Origin of the sequence: Peribacillus sp. NPDC101481 (assembly GCF_044767165.1) — a bacterium.
Taxonomy (GTDB): Bacteria; Bacillota; Bacilli; order Bacillales; family DSM-1321; genus Peribacillus.
On sequence record NZ_JBIWNJ010000002.1, the window covers coordinates 902695 to 920332 of the forward strand.

At 43.1% G+C, this 17638-nt stretch carries 14 protein-coding genes; all 14 read left to right on the forward strand.

The genetic code is table 11. The features are described 5' to 3' along the window. The 14 genes from ACIROD_RS14435 to spoIIGA all read left to right on the forward strand — a co-directional run bounded on the left by ACIROD_RS14435 (position 1) and on the right by spoIIGA (position 17614). Positions 1-2157, forward strand: coding sequence for a penicillin-binding protein (locus ACIROD_RS14435; protein ID WP_402941733.1), 2157 nt, complete (start codon positions 1-3; stop codon positions 2155-2157). A gap of 113 nt (positions 2158-2270) precedes the next feature. Continuing rightward, positions 2271-4193, forward strand: coding sequence for a stage V sporulation protein D (locus tag ACIROD_RS14440; RefSeq protein WP_230177554.1), 1923 nt, complete (start codon positions 2271-2273; stop codon positions 4191-4193). A 158-nt stretch (positions 4194-4351) separates the two neighbouring features. Beyond that, on the forward strand, positions 4352-5824 hold the full coding sequence (locus ACIROD_RS14445; RefSeq protein WP_101224578.1) for a UDP-N-acetylmuramoyl-L-alanyl-D-glutamate--2,6-diaminopimelate ligase: 1473 nt from the start codon (positions 4352-4354) through the stop codon (positions 5822-5824). 88 nt (positions 5825-5912) lie between these two features. Beyond that, on the forward strand, positions 5913-6890 hold the full coding sequence (gene mraY, locus ACIROD_RS14450) for a phospho-N-acetylmuramoyl-pentapeptide-transferase (RefSeq protein WP_101224579.1): 978 nt from the start codon (positions 5913-5915) through the stop codon (positions 6888-6890). Next, on the forward strand, positions 6891-8243 hold the full coding sequence (murD, locus tag ACIROD_RS14455) for a UDP-N-acetylmuramoyl-L-alanine--D-glutamate ligase (protein ID WP_230177553.1): 1353 nt from the start codon (positions 6891-6893) through the stop codon (positions 8241-8243). It begins immediately after the preceding gene. A gap of 154 nt (positions 8244-8397) precedes the next feature. Continuing rightward, positions 8398-9504 (forward strand): stage V sporulation protein E, encoded by a 1107-nt coding sequence (gene spoVE, locus ACIROD_RS14460; RefSeq protein WP_245406448.1) that lies wholly within the window; start codon positions 8398-8400, stop codon positions 9502-9504. Positions 9505-9859: 355 nt separating this feature from the next. Further along, positions 9860-10768, forward strand: coding sequence for a UDP-N-acetylmuramate dehydrogenase (murB, locus tag ACIROD_RS14465; RefSeq protein ID WP_260357038.1), 909 nt, complete (start codon positions 9860-9862; stop codon positions 10766-10768). A 131-nt stretch (positions 10769-10899) separates the two neighbouring features. Next, complete coding sequence (locus tag ACIROD_RS14470) at positions 10900-11682, forward strand: cell division protein FtsQ/DivIB (protein WP_402941737.1); 783 nt, start codon at positions 10900-10902, stop codon at positions 11680-11682. Next, positions 11669-12361, forward strand: a complete 693-nt coding sequence (locus tag ACIROD_RS14475) for a DUF881 domain-containing protein (RefSeq protein ID WP_402941738.1) — start codon at positions 11669-11671, stop codon at positions 12359-12361. Before ACIROD_RS14470 ends, ACIROD_RS14475 begins: the two co-directional genes overlap by 14 nt. A gap of 43 nt (positions 12362-12404) precedes the next feature. After that, a complete protein-coding gene (locus ACIROD_RS14480; protein WP_402941740.1) occupies positions 12405-13115 on the forward strand; it encodes a DUF881 domain-containing protein in 711 nt (236 codons plus the stop codon). After that, positions 13115-13480, forward strand: a complete 366-nt coding sequence (locus ACIROD_RS14485) for a small basic family protein (protein ID WP_034313884.1) — start codon at positions 13115-13117, stop codon at positions 13478-13480. The genes ACIROD_RS14480 and ACIROD_RS14485 overlap by 1 nt, the downstream gene beginning before the upstream one ends. Positions 13481-13735: 255 nt before the next feature. After that, positions 13736-15034 (forward strand): cell division protein FtsA, encoded by a 1299-nt coding sequence (gene ftsA, locus ACIROD_RS14490; RefSeq protein ID WP_034313882.1) that lies wholly within the window; start codon positions 13736-13738, stop codon positions 15032-15034. Between the two features lie 44 nt (positions 15035-15078). After that, on the forward strand, positions 15079-16239 hold the full coding sequence (gene ftsZ, locus ACIROD_RS14495; RefSeq protein WP_230177549.1) for a cell division protein FtsZ: 1161 nt from the start codon (positions 15079-15081) through the stop codon (positions 16237-16239). 448 nt (positions 16240-16687) lie between these two features. After that, the gene (spoIIGA, locus tag ACIROD_RS14500; RefSeq protein ID WP_101224587.1) at positions 16688-17614 is read left to right on the forward strand and encodes a sigma-E processing peptidase SpoIIGA; all 927 of its coding nucleotides are present in this window, start codon (positions 16688-16690) and stop codon (positions 17612-17614) included. The last annotated feature ends 24 nt before the right edge of the window (positions 17615-17638 follow it).

Genomic DNA, 17638 nt, shown 5'->3' on the forward strand with positions numbered 1-17638 from the left:
ATGCAGAAACAAAAAAATATGAAGCATGGGGCAGCCGGATTATTCTTCTTATTCGGCCTGCTCTTTTTTGTATTAGTCTGCCGCTTTTTGTATATTCAGGTGACGGGAACAGCAGGCGGGGAGGTACTGGCTTCGAAAATCGACAAGAAATATGAAAAAAAACAGGTCATAGAAGCCAAAAGGGGAAGCATACTCGATACAAAGGGGGAAGTCATCGCCGAGGATACTTCCTCCTATATCTTAAGGGCTGTACTCAGTGAAAAGGAGCCCGAGCATGTCAAGGATCCGGAGATGACCGCTAGTAAGCTTGCAAAATATATCGACATGGATGAACAGGACATTTATGAAAGACTTACGAAAAAAGGGGCATACCAAGTGGAATTTGGCAGTGCCGGCAAGGACTTGACTCAGGTCGTCAAGCAGAAAATAGAAAAATTGGAACTGCCGGGAATTACATTCGGAAGAACCAATAAACGTTTCTATCCTAATGGGATTTTCGCCTCCCATCTGATTGGCTATGTAGAAAAGGATGAAGAAACGGAAGAAATGGCTGGTAAGTTCGGCATTGAAAGATACCTCAATAAAGAATTGCAGGAAACGGATGGGAAGCTGACATATGACAGTGACTCATGGGGCTTCCTTTTACCAGATAAGGAGGAAAAGGTGGTTGCCCCGGATAATGGAAATGATGTCATGCTGACCATCGATAAGAAAATACAAACGTTCTTGGAAGATTCGATGAGCAAAGTGCAGGAAAAATACGATCCCGAACAAATCATAGCGATTGTCTCCAATCCAAAAACGGGGGAGATAGTGGCGATGGGGCAAAGGCCTACCTTCCATCCGACAACGAAAGTCGGGCTTACGGATACATGGCGTAACCTGGCTATTGAAGAAACATTCGAACCGGGTTCAACCATGAAAACATTCACCCTTGCCGCTGCTGTTGAGGAAGGGGTCTTTAATCCGAATGAAAGTTTTGTGGCAGGTACCTACAAAGCCGGATCGGGAAAAATCGGAGATCATAGCGGAATCGAAAGAGGGAAGAGCATGACCTTTCTTGAAGGGGTTCAGCGTTCCTCCAACGTAGCTTTCGCAACACTTGCAATGGATAAGATAGGAGCGGATACTTTTCGTGAGTATTTGACTAAGTTCGGATTTGATAAAAAAACGGGAATTGACCTGCCGAACGAGATAACCGGTAAAATTCAATACAAGTATAAGCTTGAAAAAGTGACTACTGCCTTTGGACAGGGTTCGACCGTTACACCGATTCAACAAATCCAAGCTGCATCCGCAATTGCCAATGACGGAAAAATGATGCGGCCATACGTAATAAAAAGCATCTCCGATCAAGATACCGGAAAAACTTTGAAAACGACAAAGCCGAAAGTGACAGGGCAACCGATTTCGGAAGAAACTGCAAAACAGGTACGTGATTATTTGGAAACGGTAATTTCCGCGAAAAAAGGAACTGGGAAAAAATATGCCATTGATGGTTATGAAGTAGCGGGAAAAACCGGTACCGCACAAATTCCAGGTCCGACAGGTAGATATTTAGAAGGGAAAAATAACTATGTATTCTCCTTTTTAGGCATGGCTCCAAAAGATGATCCACAGTTGGTCATGTATGTGGCGGTCAAGCAGCCGAAGTTAGGTGCATCTTATGTTGGGGCTGATCCATTGTCAGAGATATTTAATCCTGTCATGCAAAATAGCCTGCAATATCTAAACATCAAACCTTCTGATGTTAAAAAACAAAAAGCAAATAAAATCAAAGACTATACGAATCAAACCGAGAGTTCAGCTGTCAAAGAACTGAAGGAACTTGGCTATGATGCAAGTACGATCGGAAGTGGGCGTAAAGTACTCGATCAATCCCCAAAAGCCGGGAGTATACTCTTACAGGGTGAAAAGATAATACTTCGGACTGAAGGAGAAATGAATGTTCCTGACATGAAGGGATGGTCCCTGCGCGATGTTATGAAATTGGCTAAGGTTGCAAAACTGGATCTGAAAACTGAAGGTGCTGGATATGTGAGTAAACAAAGTCTTGAGGCCGGGAAAAAAGTAAAGGAAGGAGAAACCATCAATATTGAATTATCCCAGCCTGAAGGGGCTGGTGTAGATATACCGACTAAAGAGAAAACAGAGTGAAGATAAAGAGGGGATCCCAAATGGATTCCCTCTTTATTTCTTTCAAGGTTTCTAGTCTAGCATCGATTAGACAAGCATATATTGAAGCATGTATGAAATGGAGGTGCCTGTTTTTGCGTGTTTCGAATGTTACTGTCCGAAAACGGCTGGCAATCGCATTGGCGATCGGTATCGTTGTTTTTTTTATCATTGATATCCGATTGGGAATTGTACAGTTTTATCTTGGGGATAAGTTGACGGGGCTGGCTAAAGATTCCTGGAGCAGGAATATTCCTTTTGAAGCCAAACGAGGAGAAATCCTCGATCGGAATGGTGTCGAGCTGGCAACGAATATATCTGCGCCAACGGTCTATGTCATCCCAAGGCAGATTGAGAATCCAGGGGAGACGGCGGAACAGCTTGCTTCAATATTGGATATGACAAAGGAAAAGGCTTATCAATGGTTAACGAAACAGGCGATGAGCGTCAGGATTCCGGAAGGCAGAAAGATATCTCATGAAAAGGCGAAGGAAATTAAAGCATTAGGGATAAAGGGTGTTTATATCGCTGAAGATTCAAAGCGGCATTACCCATTTGGTGAATACCTTTCGCATGTTCTTGGCTTTACGGGCTCCGATAATCAAGGGTTGATGGGTATTGAATTGTCTTATGATAAGGAACTAAGCGGGGAAAAAGGATTCGTTAAATTTTACTCGGATGCGAAAGGGAAAAGGCTTGAGAATATGGCCGATGACTATAAGCCTCCTGTTGATGGCGATAACCTGAAGCTAACAATCGATAGCAAAATCCAGACAATCGTGGAGAGGGAGCTCGATAATGCGGAGGCGACATATGATCCCGATGGGATAATTGCCATTGCAATGAACCCGAATACCGGGGAAATATTGGCAATGTCCAGCAGGCCGACCTTCGACCCAGCCAATTTCCAAAATGTACCTTCAGAAGTGTATAATCGTAATTTACCTGTTTGGAGTATATATGAACCAGGTTCGACTTTTAAGATCATCACGCTTGCTGCGGCGCTTGAGGAAGGGAAGGTCGACTTAGAAAAGGAACATTTTTATGATTCCGGTCATGTGGAAGTGTCAGGGTCTACACTGCACTGCTGGAAAAGCGGAGGACATGGTGACCAAACTTTTCTTGAAGTCGTCGAGAATTCATGTAACCCGGGGTTTGTTGAATTAGGGAACCGGCTTGGTAAAGACAAGCTGTTTAAATATATAAATGATTTCGGGTTTGGGCAAAAGACGGGGATAGATTTAACCGGAGAAGGAAAAGGAATCATGTTCAACATGGATCAAGTGGGTCCGGTTGAGCAGGCAACGACTGCGTTTGGACAAGGTGTTGCCGTAACGCCCATTCAGCAGGTGACAGCGGTATCGGCTGCTGTGAATGGCGGAACTTTGTATACACCTTATATCGCGAAGGAACTAGTGAACCCCAAAAATGGGGAAGTGCTGATGCGAAAGACCCCACAGGCGAAGAAAAAGGTGATTTCAGAAGCAACCTCTAAGAAAGTCCGTCAAGCACTTGAATCCGTTGTCGCCCAAGGTAGCGGTAAAGGAGCTTTCGTGGAGTCGTACCGGGTCGGCGGGAAAACGGGTACTGCCCAAAAAGCTGAAAATGGCCGATACCTTGAAAATAATTATATTCTCTCATTCATAGGTGTCGCTCCAGCGGATGATCCGCAAATCGTCGTTTATATAGCTGTGGATAATCCGAAAGGGACGGTACAATTCGGCGGGGTAGTAGCCGCACCGATCGTTGGGAACATCATGGAGGATTCACTTAGGGCCATGGGCGTCAAGCCAAGGAAAAACCAGATTGAGAAGGAAACGGTCTGGACGGATCCCGTAATGGTCGAGGTACCTGACGTTGTGGGTCTCAGCAAAAAAGAGTTGCAAACCCAGCTCATCGACCTTAAGCTGGATATTGCCGGAAATGGGGATAAAGTCATAAATCAAGCCCCGGATCCAGGCGTTAAAGTAAAACAAGGCTCTACAATAAGAATTTATCTTGGCGAAAATACAGAATAAGTATAATATATATATGAATAGTTAAAGCGGCTGAAGAATCATCAGCCGCTTTGTTTACGGAGTCGGGATAACCCCGTATAATTGAAATTGGTTTTCTCGACAAGCCGAGGCTAATCACATATAATGAATCCTCAAATTAAGTTGAGAGGGATGGAAAAATGAAGCTTCACAAATTACTATCTTATTTACACTCCTTATTTCCGTATGAAGGAGAGAATCCTGAAATCACCTCCATTGAAAATGATAACCGTAAAGTCATAGACGGAAGTTTATTTGTTTGTATAAAAGGTTATACAGTCGATGGTCATGATTTTGCCCAACTTGCTGTAGAACATGGAGCTGCAGCAGTCATTGCCGAAAGGCCGCTTGACCTCGATGTTCCCGTGATCGTAGTCAGGGATTCGAGCAGGGCGATGGCGGTGCTTGCCGATGCATTTTATGGCCATCCGACTCAAAAGATGCGCTTGATCGGAATTACAGGTACGAATGGAAAGACGACGACCAGTCACTTATTGGAAAAGATTTTCGAGGATCGACAAGAAAAAACAGGCTTGATTGGCACGATGTATACAAAAATTGCCGATACGGTATATGAAACCAAGAATACGACGCCAGATAGCGTTACGCTGCAGAAGGCTTTTCATGAAATGACCGAAGCATCAGTTACAACGGCCATCATGGAAGTTTCATCTCATGCACTTGAGCTTGGACGTGTCCATGGCTGTGATTATGATATTGCCGTCTTTACGAATCTTACACAGGATCATTTGGATTTTCATAAGACCATGGACAGATACAGGCAAGCAAAATCCTTGTTTTTCTCACAGCTCGGCAATGCTTACATAGAAAATCGTCCTAAATATGCTGTGCTTAATGCTGATGATGAGGCAACAGCCGATTTCATTAAAGCGACTGCTGCGACAGTGGTAACATACGGCATAGACAAAGAAGCGGATATCAGGGCCACGGATATAAAAATTGATGCAAATGGCACATCTTTCACCTTGACAGCAGGTAAAGAAGAGCGTTACATTCAGCTGAAGCTAATTGGTAAATTCAGTGTTTATAATGTACTATCTGCCATCTCTGCCGCTCTGTGCGCCGGTAACGATCTGGATGAGACAATTAAATCCATCGAGGAAATAAAAGGTGTTGCAGGCCGTTTTGAGCTCATTACAGCGAATCAGGACTTCCCGGTCATTGTTGATTATGCTCATACTCCGGACAGCTTAGAAAATGTACTCAAGACTGTTGGTGAGTTTGCTAGAAAGAAAATCTTTGTGATAGTGGGCTGCGGCGGGGACCGAGACAAGACAAAGCGTCCCATCATGGCCGAAATTGCTTGCAGCTTGGCGACTGACCCGATCTTCACTTCGGATAATCCGCGAAGTGAAGATGCTGCCCAGATCCTCCGGGATATGGAAGCTGGTGTAGCAGGCAAAGAATATACGGTTATCGAAGACCGCAGGCAGGCGATAGCTTACGCTGTTTCCAAGGCGGAAGAGGGCGACGTTATATTAATAGCTGGAAAGGGTCATGAAACATATCAATTGGTCGGTGACGAAGTGCTTCACTTCGATGACCGTGAAGAAGCGGAAAAGGCGATTCAAAGTCGTTTAGGTTCAGTTTGAACCGGCGCTAAATTGCTCTGGAGCAAATAAGAAAAGACATCAAGCAGAATTTTATATTTGAATTGTGTTAGGAATGAGGGAGTAAGGAATGTTGGAACAAGTGATTTTTTATACGATTTTGGTGGCGTTTTTAGTAACCGTTCTTCTTTCGCCGATTTTCATCCCGTTTTTAAGAAGATTGAAATTCGGGCAAAGTATCAGGGAAGAAGGCCCACAATCGCATCTGAAGAAAACGGGAACACCCACCATGGGCGGTTTGGTCATATTATTATCTGTTACCATCGCTACACTGATCATGACTTTGAAATTCTCGGCACCTTCAACCGAAACGTATTTATTACTATTCGTTACTTTAGGTTTTGGTTTATTAGGTTTCTTGGATGATTTCATCAAAGTGGTCATGAAGCGAAACCTGGGACTGACCTCCAAGCAAAAACTGCTTGGACAAATTGTGATTTCGGTCATCTTTTACTTCGTCTTTAAGCAGACAGACCGTTTTAATCCTGAATTGACGATTCCAGGCACTGACTTTGCTTTTGATTTTGGCTGGTTTTATCTGTTTATCGTTATTTTCTGGCTTGTAGGTTTTTCGAATGCCGTCAATTTGACGGATGGGCTTGATGGACTTGTCTCAGGAACATCAGCCATTGCCTTTGGTGCTTTTGCCATTTTGGCCTGGAGTCAGTCACAATATGATGTCGCTATTTTTTCGGTGGCGGTTGTCGGTGCAGTACTTGGATTCTTGGTATTCAATGCACACCCAGCAAAGGTTTTCATGGGGGATACAGGTTCCTTGGCCCTTGGAGGAGCGATCGCAACCATCGCTTTGTTAACGAAGCTTGAAATCCTCCTGGTAATCATTGGCGGAGTCTTCGTCATAGAGACGCTCTCGGTCATCCTGCAGGTAGGATCTTTTAAAACGACTGGTAAACGTATTTTTAAAATGAGTCCGCTTCACCACCATTATGAGCTTTCCGGCTGGTCGGAATGGCGCGTCGTCGTGACTTTCTGGACAGTGGGGCTGCTGTGTGCGGTACTCGGAATCTATTTAGAGGTGTGGATATAATTGAAAGAGACTGCAAAGTATTCAGAGAAAAAGATATTAGTATTGGGTTTGGCAAAAAGCGGAGTGATGGCAGCTTCGCTTCTACATAAATTAGGTGCATTCGTGACAGTCAATGACATGAAGCCATTATCGGAAAATCCTGAGGCTCAAGGACTTCTTGAACAGGGAATCAAAGTCATCTGCGGCAGTCATCCGATCGAGCTCCTTGATGAAGGTTTCGAGCTGATCGTGAAAAACCCGGGAATCCCTTATCGGAACCCTATTATAAAAGGGGCATTGGAAAAAGGGATTCCAGTTATAACGGAAGTTGAACTGGCCTATCAGATAAGTGAGGCACCTTTCATAGGAATCACTGGTACAAATGGGAAAACGACCACGACAACATTGATATACGAAATGTTGAAAACCGGTGAAAAATCCCCGCTGATTGCCGGTAATATCGGGACAGTGGCTTCTGGTGTTGCCCAAAAAGCAAAACCCGATGACTCGATCGTCATTGAATTGTCGTCGTTTCAGCTAATGGGAATAGACGAATTTCGTCCTGAAATCTCAATCGTGACAAATTTGTATGATGCACATTTGGATTATCACAGTTCCAAACAGGAATATGTCGAAGCAAAAGCTGCCATTACAAAAAATCAAATAGCCTCAGATTTCATGATTTATAATGCAGATCAAGATCTTGTTTTATCCATGGCGAAAAAGACCAAGGCTGAACTTGTTCCTTTTTCAGCTGAAGTGAAACATGAAAATGGAGCCTATGTGGAAAATGGCGCCGCCTGTTTCCGAGGAGAAAAAATCATTGAAGTTTCAGAGATAGCCCTTCCCGGAAAGCATAATTTGGAAAATGTGCTCGCGGCCATCTCGGCGGCAAAACTGAAGGGTGTAGCTAACGAAGCCATTCAGACTGTACTGAAAACATTTTATGGTGTGGAGCACCGTCTGCAGTTTGTCGCAACGATAGATAACCGTAAATTTTATAATGATTCGAAAGCGACGAACATTCTTGCAGCTTCCAAAGCATTAACATCCTTTACGGAACCTGTCATCTTATTGGCAGGCGGTTTGGATCGCGGAAATGAATTCGATGAGTTGAAACCGGCGATGAAAAATGTCAAAGCCGTGATAACTTTTGGTGAAACTGCAGAAAAAATTGAACGGATAGCAAAAGAAATAGGAATAGCGAATATAAAACGTGTCGATAATGTAGAAAAGGCCGTGCCGGCTGCATTTGAATTATCAAATGAAGGCGACTGCATTCTTCTCTCCCCGGCTTGTGCAAGCTGGGATCAATATAAAACTTTTGAGCAAAGAGGAGACATGTTTATGGAGGCCGTGCATAAACTTAAGTAAGAGCTTACGCAAAAGAGAAGTGAACCTACTTCTACGTTGACACCTTGGAAAAAAGCGATAATGAGCCGTTATCGCTTTTTTTTTGACTAAAGTGCTGACAAGCAATCAGCATAGATGTTTATATTCGCAGGCTCGAAAAACTTCCTAGAGGTGGATGTCCGTGCCATTAAAAAAATCGAATCCTGATCTCATTCTCATTATCGTCACCTTAAGTCTTTTGACTGTTGGATTAATCATGGTTTACAGCGCGAGTGCCATATGGGCAACATATAAATTTGATGATTCGTTTTATTTTGCTAAAAGACAGTTGCTATTTGCGTGCGTTGGTGTCATAGCCATGTTTTTCATCATGAATGTGGATTACTGGACGTGGCGGACATGGGCCAAGATCCTTATCATCATTTGTTTCATTATGTTACTGGCTGTACTTGTACCGGGTATAGGGATGGCGAGAAATGGTTCGAGGAGCTGGATTGGTGTAGGTGCCTTTTCGGTCCAGCCTTCTGAGTTCATGAAGCTGGCAATGATCGCTTTTTTAGCTAAGTTTTTATCAGAACGGCAAAAGCTGATCACCTCCTTTAAAAAAGGGATGCTTCCATCCTTGGGTTTAGTGTTTTTGGCATTTGGTTTGATCATGTTACAGCCGGACCTTGGAACGGGAACGGTAATGGTTGGAACGTGCATCGTCATGATTTTTATTTCCGGGGCAAAGATCAGTCACTTTGTCGGGTTGGGGCTAATCGGGGTAGCAGGTTTTATCGGTTTGATTTTGTCGGCGCCCTACCGGATAAAGAGGATCACGTCTTTCCTGGATCCTTGGGAAGACCCTTTAGGCAGCGGGTTTCAAATGATTCAATCGTTTTATGCAATCGGGCCCGGTGGATTGTTCGGCCTGGGACTCGGGCAAAGTCGCCAAAAGTTTTTCTATTTACCAGAACCGCAGACTGATTTCATTTTTGCCATCCTTTCAGAGGAACTTGGCTTCATCGGGGGCTCTCTTGTCATTTTATTATTTGCGCTCATGCTTTGGCGGGGAATTCGGATCGCACTTGGTGCCCCTGATTTATATGGGAGCCTTGTAGCGGTGGGAATCATTGCGATGGTCGCCATACAAGTGATGATCAATATAGGGGTGGTAACGGGACTGATGCCAGTTACGGGGATCACCTTGCCCCTCTTAAGCTATGGCGGTTCATCACTGACGCTCATGTTGATGGCGATTGGGGTGCTCCTGAATATTAGCCGTTATTCAAGGTTCTGAAATAAGAAAAATATATGGTTGAGCAAAAGGGAAGTCCTGTTAAACGCAGGGCTTCCCTTTTTTTACATTGAAAACCCTTGCCGGAAAACGATTTTGGAGGGAGCCTTGCCGAAATTTAGAAATAAATGAAATGTCGCTTAAATATTACCATGTATGAATGTTGAGGAATCCACAATAAATATTGGCAATACGGCTTTGTTTAGACTATAGTATAAGAGGGTTAGGCCGTACTGGGGCTTGCTTCTGTTCATTTTTCTGCTAAAAGGCGTTATTAATCTTGTAATATAAGGGACCTCATGGAAGAGGAAATGAAAATTTATAACTTGGAATTTTTGGAACAACAAGGAGGTTTATCATGGATAATGTGATAAAGCAATTAACTGAAATGAAAATCGGCAAAGTTCTTGAACAGGAACCGCTTGCGAATCATACAACTATGAAAATTGGGGGGCCGGCTGATTTATTCATCGTGCCGTCATCCATTGAAAATATAGAAAAAACGATGCAGGTCATTAAAGATCATGGGATGCCATGGAGGGTAATCGGCAGGGGCTCGAACCTACTTGTCAGTGATGGCGGAATTGAAGGTGCCGTTCTTAAATTGGGTAAAGGACTTGATCATCTCGAGATAAATGGGACGGAGATAAAAGCAGGAGCTGGGGTATCACTTGTCAGCCTGTCCGTGCAAATCAGTAAAAAAGGGTATGCAGGATTGGAATTTGCCAGTGGAATTCCTGGTTCCGTCGGCGGAGCAGTCTATATGAACGCTGGTGCACACGGTTCCGATATGAGTGAAATTCTCAAGGAGGCACATGTTCTTTTCGAAGATGGAACTTTAGCATGGCTTTCGAAGGAAGAAATGGAGTTTTCTTATCGAACTTCTCTGCTTCAGAAGAAAAGACCGGGTATCGTACTGGAAGCAATATTTCAATTGACAGAGGGCGATAAAACCGAAATCGTCGAAAGAATGCAGAATAACAAGAATTACCGTAAAGATACCCAGCCGTATAATCTTCCATGTGCCGGGAGCATATTTAGGAATCCACTTCCACATCATGCGGGTAAATTGGTCGAGAATGCAGGCCTGAAGGGACATTCTATTGGAGGAGCCCAGATTTCACCGATGCACGGGAACTTTATCGTTAACACAGGTAATGGAAGTGCAGCGGATGTTCAAGCCTTGATACAGCATGTGAAGGATACTGTGTATGATAAATTTGAAATTGAAATGGAAACAGAAGTGGAAATTATCGGCAGAAAATAATGGATTCATTATATCCAGATATTGTGATATAATGTGTTACCTTTTAAAGTTTGTAAATAGCCAAATATTGAGTTTGTCTTTGATTTCACACTTTCAAGAACCATCCATTTTTTCAGGAAGAGGTGAAGGGGATGGAAAAGGGGAAAATCGTTTCCATTGAGGACCGCATCCCGAAATTAAAACAATTAAGAAAAAGCAAAGCAAACAGGCGGCTTGTTCTTTTGCTTTCCCTTTTCTTCATTCTGGTTGCTTGTGTGCTATATTTCTTATCCCCGTTGAGCTATGTGAAATCCGTGCAGGTAGAGGGGAATCGTTATATTACTTCCAAACAGATCATTAAATTGAGTAAGGTGAAGAAGGATCGAAGCATCTGGAAGGTTGATACAGGGGCAGCAGCAGCCAATATCAAAAAAAATCAAGAAATAAAAAGCGTTAAGGTGACTCCGGTATTTCCCAATTCCATTAAAATCACGGTTTCGGAACATAACAGGATGGCATATCTGTCCAATAATGGGAAGTTTGCACCCATTTTGGAAAACGGGTCCGTTTTAGAGGAGCTAGCAACAGGCGAAATTCCAGTATTTGCCCCTGTTTTAATTGGTTTCAAAGAGGGTAAAGCATTAAAGTTGCTTTTAGAAGAGCTGGACAAGCTTCCTGTCGAGATTCAGAATGCCATTTCAGAAATTCATTATTCTCCAACCAAAACCGATGACTATCATATCGTCATGTATATGAACGATGGGTTTGAAGTAAGTGCGACAAGCCGTACTTTATACGAGAAAATGATTCACTATCCATCGATAGTCAGCCAGTTGGATCCAGAGGTAAAGGGAGTCATCGATCTGGAAGTGGGTTCTTATTTTAAAGCATATGAAGACGCTGAACAAAAGGAAGACACCAATGAGGAAAATTAATGGCAAACGGGTGGTTTTGCCCCTGGTTTGCGTGGTTCTCGGATTCATGATTGCCTTCTCTTACAATTTGACCAAAGATGGTGAAGGTGCAGGGAAGGGCAAAGACTGGGACCAGGAATATGAGCTCAGGCAGCAGCTGATCGAACAAGAGAAACAGAATCGGGAACTTCAGAAGGAACTCCTTCAGAAGCAGGAAAATGTGTCCCAAATAGAAAAGGACCTAGCGCAGGAAAAACAGCTTTTTTTCAATTTGGCAAAGGATACGGAAAAATACCGAATGTTTCTCGGAAAAGTGAAGGTGAAAGGCTCAGGCCTTCAGGTGACGCTTGAAGATGGTACAGATATGGAGTCGGAAGCCAATGTTAATAACTACCTCGTTCATGAACAGCATGTCTTCAAGGTCGTCAATGAACTATACATATCAGGTGCAGAGGCTGTTGCGATTAACGGTCAAAGGTTAAATCATGATTCATACATAATCTGTAATGGGCCTGTGATTACAATCGATGGCCATCAGCATCCTGCTCCCTTCATCATATCTGCGATAGGGGACCCGGAAGTCCTGGGTGCTTCACTGGATTTACCGGGTGGCATCAAGGAACAGCTGGTTAATGAGAATATTATCTTTACAGTGGAAAAGCAAAAGAATATCATTTTTGATCCAATTATTGGAGGGTGATCGTGACCGCCGGATTCGATGAAAGATTGGTGAGAAACTGGAAATGAAAAAAAAGCTTTCTTTTAGTTTGGTTACGTTGATTGCTGGCTTCATGCTCGCTATTCAATTCAATTTGGTGAATCAGCCTGTCGTATCCGATACAAGGGATATGTGGGAACTGAAAAATGATTTATTGAAAGAACAGCAGACCCAGGCGGAATTAATAGAGGGTATCAGTAAGCTTGAGGGAAAAATAGCATCTTATGAAACAAAGAAAAATGAGAGTAAGGAAGAAGTCTTGCGTGACACCCTGATCGAATTGAAGACTGACGCAGGTTTGACGGAAATAAAAGGTAAAGGGGTCATCATTTCCATACAGCCTATCAAAGCCGATATCCTTCTTGGTGAGAAGGTCGAGTATATTTCACCAGTATTGATCATTCGGCTCATTAATGAAATGTATAGGTATGGCGCTGACGAAATTTCCATTTCAGGACAAAGGTATATATCAACATCGGTTATTCGTGATATTAATGGGCAGCCGAAAATGGACGGATATCCTCTTGTTCATTACCCGGTCGAACTGCAGGCAATAACCGTGAATCCAAAGAGACTGAAGCAGCGCATTGAAGGTTCCGAACTTATGGATGATTTCTTTATAGACAATTTTGAAGTGCAGATTAAGGTGCCTTCCGGCGAGTTGACATTGCCGGCTTACCAAAATGCTATTAACGTGGAACATATGGAACCCATTATGGATGGGGGGGAATCGTGATGTGGCTTTCAGTTTTTGGTCTGTTGATTGGAATCACCCTTGGTTTTTTGGTGGATTTTGATATTCCCCATGAATATTCAAATTATCTCTCCATAGCCGTGCTTGCTGCTTTTGATACCTTATTTGGGGGAATACGGGCTCATTTGCAAAATCTTTATGATGAAGTTGTATTTGTAACAGGATTCTTCTTTAATATTATTTTAGCCGCAGGTTTGGCTTTTCTAGGTGTACATCTTGGTGTAGACTTATATTTAGCCGCAATCTTTGTATTCGGTGTCAGGCTCTTTCAAAATATTGCCCTGATTAGAAGGATCCTGATTGAAAAATGGTCCATTTCCCGGAAAAAGCAGAAAAAAAATCTATAATTTTAAAGGGAATTAAGTTATAAATGACGAATAGTTTATGGCAGTATCTAGTTTTTTTAGTAAATCAGTCTCGTAGAGAAGCGAACAATATGCACCATAAAGTACGAGTTTTGTTCGGGAAATACAAAATGAAACGCTTATCTATGTAATTCGTCAGTTGTTGTAAACAGTTCTGTTATTCTATAATGTATAAGTCTTCGATATAAAAATGTTATTCTACTAATACATGTATAAAACTGAAGGAGGTGCCATGGAATGAACAGCAACGAAATATACGTAAGTCTTGACATCGGTACATCCAGTGTAAAAGTTATCATTGGGGAAATGGTCAATGACACATTAAATATAATCGGTGTAGGAAATGTTAAATCAGAAGGGCTCAAAAAGGGTTCGATCGTCGGTATAGATGAAACCGTCCAATCCATTCAAAAGGCTATAGAGCAAGCAGAACGGATGATAGGGATGGAGATAACAAAGGTAATCGTCGGCATAAGCGGAAATCATGTGACGCTTCAGCCGTGTCATGGGGTAGTAGCGGTATCCAGTGACAATAAAGAGATTACCGAGCATGACGTTTTCCGTGTCAGGGAAGCAGCGGAGTTAATAACGATACCATCCGACAGGGAAATCATCGACGTGGTGCCGATTCACTACAAAGTTGATGAACTTGATGAAATCAGTGATCCACGGGGCATGATAGGTGTCCGGTTGGAAATGAGAGGGATTTTAATCACAGGTCTTCGGACAATTTTACATAATACGCTGCGCTGTGTGGAAAGGGCAGGATTGGAAATAACCGATATCGCCCTTCAGCCTTTAGCCGCAGGTTCCCTTGTTTTATCCAAGGATGAAAAAGAACTTGGTGTGGCACTTGTCGATATTGGCGGAGGTTCCACGACTCTGGCAATTTTCGAACAAGGCTATTTACAATATACGTCTGTGATACCTATAGGCGGGGAAACACTTACGAAAGACCTTTCCATCGTTCTAAGGACGACGATGGAAGAAGCTGAGAAAATAAAAGTAAAGCATGGACATGCCTTTTATGATGACGCGTCTGAAGATGAAGTATTCCAAATACCGATCATCGGCAGCGATCAGCAACAGACCTGCAACCAGTTAATGCTTTCGGATATCATTGAAGCGCGGGTGACCGAAATATTCGAGTTGATTCAAGATGATTTGAAGAGACTTGGCTTCCAGGATATACCGGGTGGTTTCGTGTTGACCGGGGGCGTCGTCAAGATGCCGGGTGTCCTGGAGCTAGCTCAATATGTATTCCAAAACCGAGTAAGGACAGCTGAACCCAATTACATCGGTGTTAGGGAACCCCAATACACCACGGCTGTTGGTTTGATTAAACACGCATGCAAGAAAGAGAGAATGCAAAAAAACACCGCTAATAAAACTCCTGTAGCAGCTGGACAAGCACAAGAAGATAACGACCAGCGCAGCCAGAAGGTTTCTCAGAAAAACAAAGAGAACACGGCTAAAAAACAAGGTGAAAAAGGTGAATCTAAATTCAAAAAAATCCTAGGTTACTTTTTTGAATAACAATCATTAAGAATCGGGAATTTCGTCAAAATAGGAGGATTGTCATGTTGGAGTTTGATTCTAATCTAGAACAATTAGCAACGATAAAAGTAATAGGTGTTGGCGGCGGCGGAAACAATGCGGTAAACAGAATGATCGAGCATGGAGTACAGGGTGTTGAGTTTATTTCTGTCAATACTGATGCACAGGCTCTTAATCTATCAAAAGCAGAAATCAAAATGCAAATCGGTGGAAAGCTTACACGCGGTTTGGGTGCAGGTGCCAATCCCGAGGTAGGAAAAAAAGCTGCAGAAGAAAGCAAAGAGCAGATCGAAGAAGCGCTTAAAGGTGCCGATATGGTATTCGTAACGGCTGGAATGGGCGGCGGTACGGGAACGGGGGCTGCTCCTGTCATAGCGGGCATTGCTAAAGATCTAGGAGCACTTACAGTGGGCGTAGTTACGCGTCCATTTACCTTCGAAGGCCGAAAACGTGCAACACAGGCACAAGGCGGCATTTCATCCATGAAGGAATCGGTTGACACACTGATCGTCATTCCAAACGACCGCCTCCTTGAAATCGTCGATAAAAGCACGCCAATGCTTGAAGCATTCCGTGAAGCAGATAATGTGCTTCGTCAAGGTGTACAAGGGATTTCAGATCTAATTGCTGTTCCAGGTCTAATTAACTTGGACTTTGCCGATGTGAAGACCATCATGTCCAACAAAGGTTCCGCACTTATGGGAATCGGGATCTCATCAGGGGAAAACCGTGCGGCGGAAGCGGCGAAAAAAGCCATTTCCAGTCCGTTGCTTGAAACATCGATTGATGGTGCCCAAGGCGTACTGATGAATATTACCGGTGGTACGAACCTAAGTCTATTTGAAGTCCAGGAAGCGGCCGATATCGTGGCTACTGCATCCGATCAAGACGTAAACATGATCTTTGGTTCGGTTATCAATGAAAACTTAAAAGATGAAATCGTCGTTACGGTAATTGCAACAGGCTTTAACGAGGTTGAAGCTTCAATACGGCCTACTGGACGTCCAACACTCGGACAACAGCAGCAATCAAGACCTCAGACACAACAACAAACGCCACAGCAAAACGTGAAGCGGGAAGTGAAAAGGGAAGAAGTCAATGAACAGCCTGCACGTAATGCAAATCAAGGTGATGAGGCCTTGGATATTCCAACATTCCTCCGTAACCGTAATAGACGCCGTTAATATCGACGTCACATGCCGTCCCCATTTGGGGACGGTTTTTTGTCGTTTAAATGAATTCCTTAAAAGCAGTAGTGTCCAATCATAATGGGGGCATTCTTCAGCTTTATCACTCTGACCGAAGTGCAGGGCGCAATCTGCATAATAGTATCTTTGTTCCTGCCTGCATGTCACTCAGCGGTATCTGACGGATTGCCTTGGCAGAAGGAATCCAAAAAGATGAGAGCAATAAATTATTAAACTTTTATAACATAAATCGACAGAAGTAAAAGGGAGCAGGATAGTCTCCATGACTGTAATGAAAATATCAATAGCTGTTTTTCTACAAAAAGGGTAAAAATGACTGAAAAACTCTTAAGTTTTCAGTACAAAAAGTGACACACTTTCTAAGGGCAGGTACGCTATACTTTTTGCTAGTGGAAGGTTAGTTCATAAAAGGAGGGGAGGGTTTTTGACTTTATATTTAGATGTGATCTGGTTGTTGAATTGGTTATTTGACTGCCTCCTTTTATATTGGACCGCAATTATTCTCAAACGAAGGGTAGCTCTTTGGCGGGTATGCATCGGCGGGCTGATTGGTTCCTTCATTATCGTATTGGCATTCACTCCTTTTTATGCAATTGCCGACCGAGTGTATATGAAGATTTTAGTATCCCTGGTCATGGTGCTGGCAACCTTTGGGTTTAATAGGTTAAAACTTTTCATGAAATCGGTGGCCACTTTATATTTCGTGACGTTTTTATCGGGAGGAATCCTTCTGGGACTACATTACCTATTTGAATTCCAAATCGTGTCAAAGGACCCTGGTCAATATGCAGGAATCAACCGTTTTGGGGATCCTGTCAGCTGGATATTCGTAATGATCGGGTTCCCGCTCGCATGGCAATTTTCCAAGCGGACACTTGAAGGAATGGAGATGACAAAACTTACACATGAACAAATGGTTTCGGTCTCGGTTAAAATTTCTGACTTCGAAGGAAAATTTCATGGATTGGTGGATAGCGGCAATCAACTATATGACCCGATTACACGTTCCCCAGTAATGATCATCTCTCTTTCTGGCGGGGAAGCAGGAATTCCGGACGATATGCTGGAGCTTTTTAAAAACCCTGATAACCTGATTAGTCAGGAAGAGCAGCCCGAATATTCATGGACAGGAAGAATGCGTGTCATCCCTTATAAAGTCGTGGGTCATGAACATCAGCTGTTAACCGCAATCAAACCGGATTACATCAAAATCGTTCAAGGAGAAAAGGAATTTCACGTCAAGCAGGGTCTCGTTTCGTTTACCTTTCAGCAACTCTCTCCAGACAATAGCTATCAATCTATCGTTCACCCGAAAATGTTAACCGGGATACCGGTGCAAAATGCCTCCTGAACCATCGATTCACTCTTAAATTTG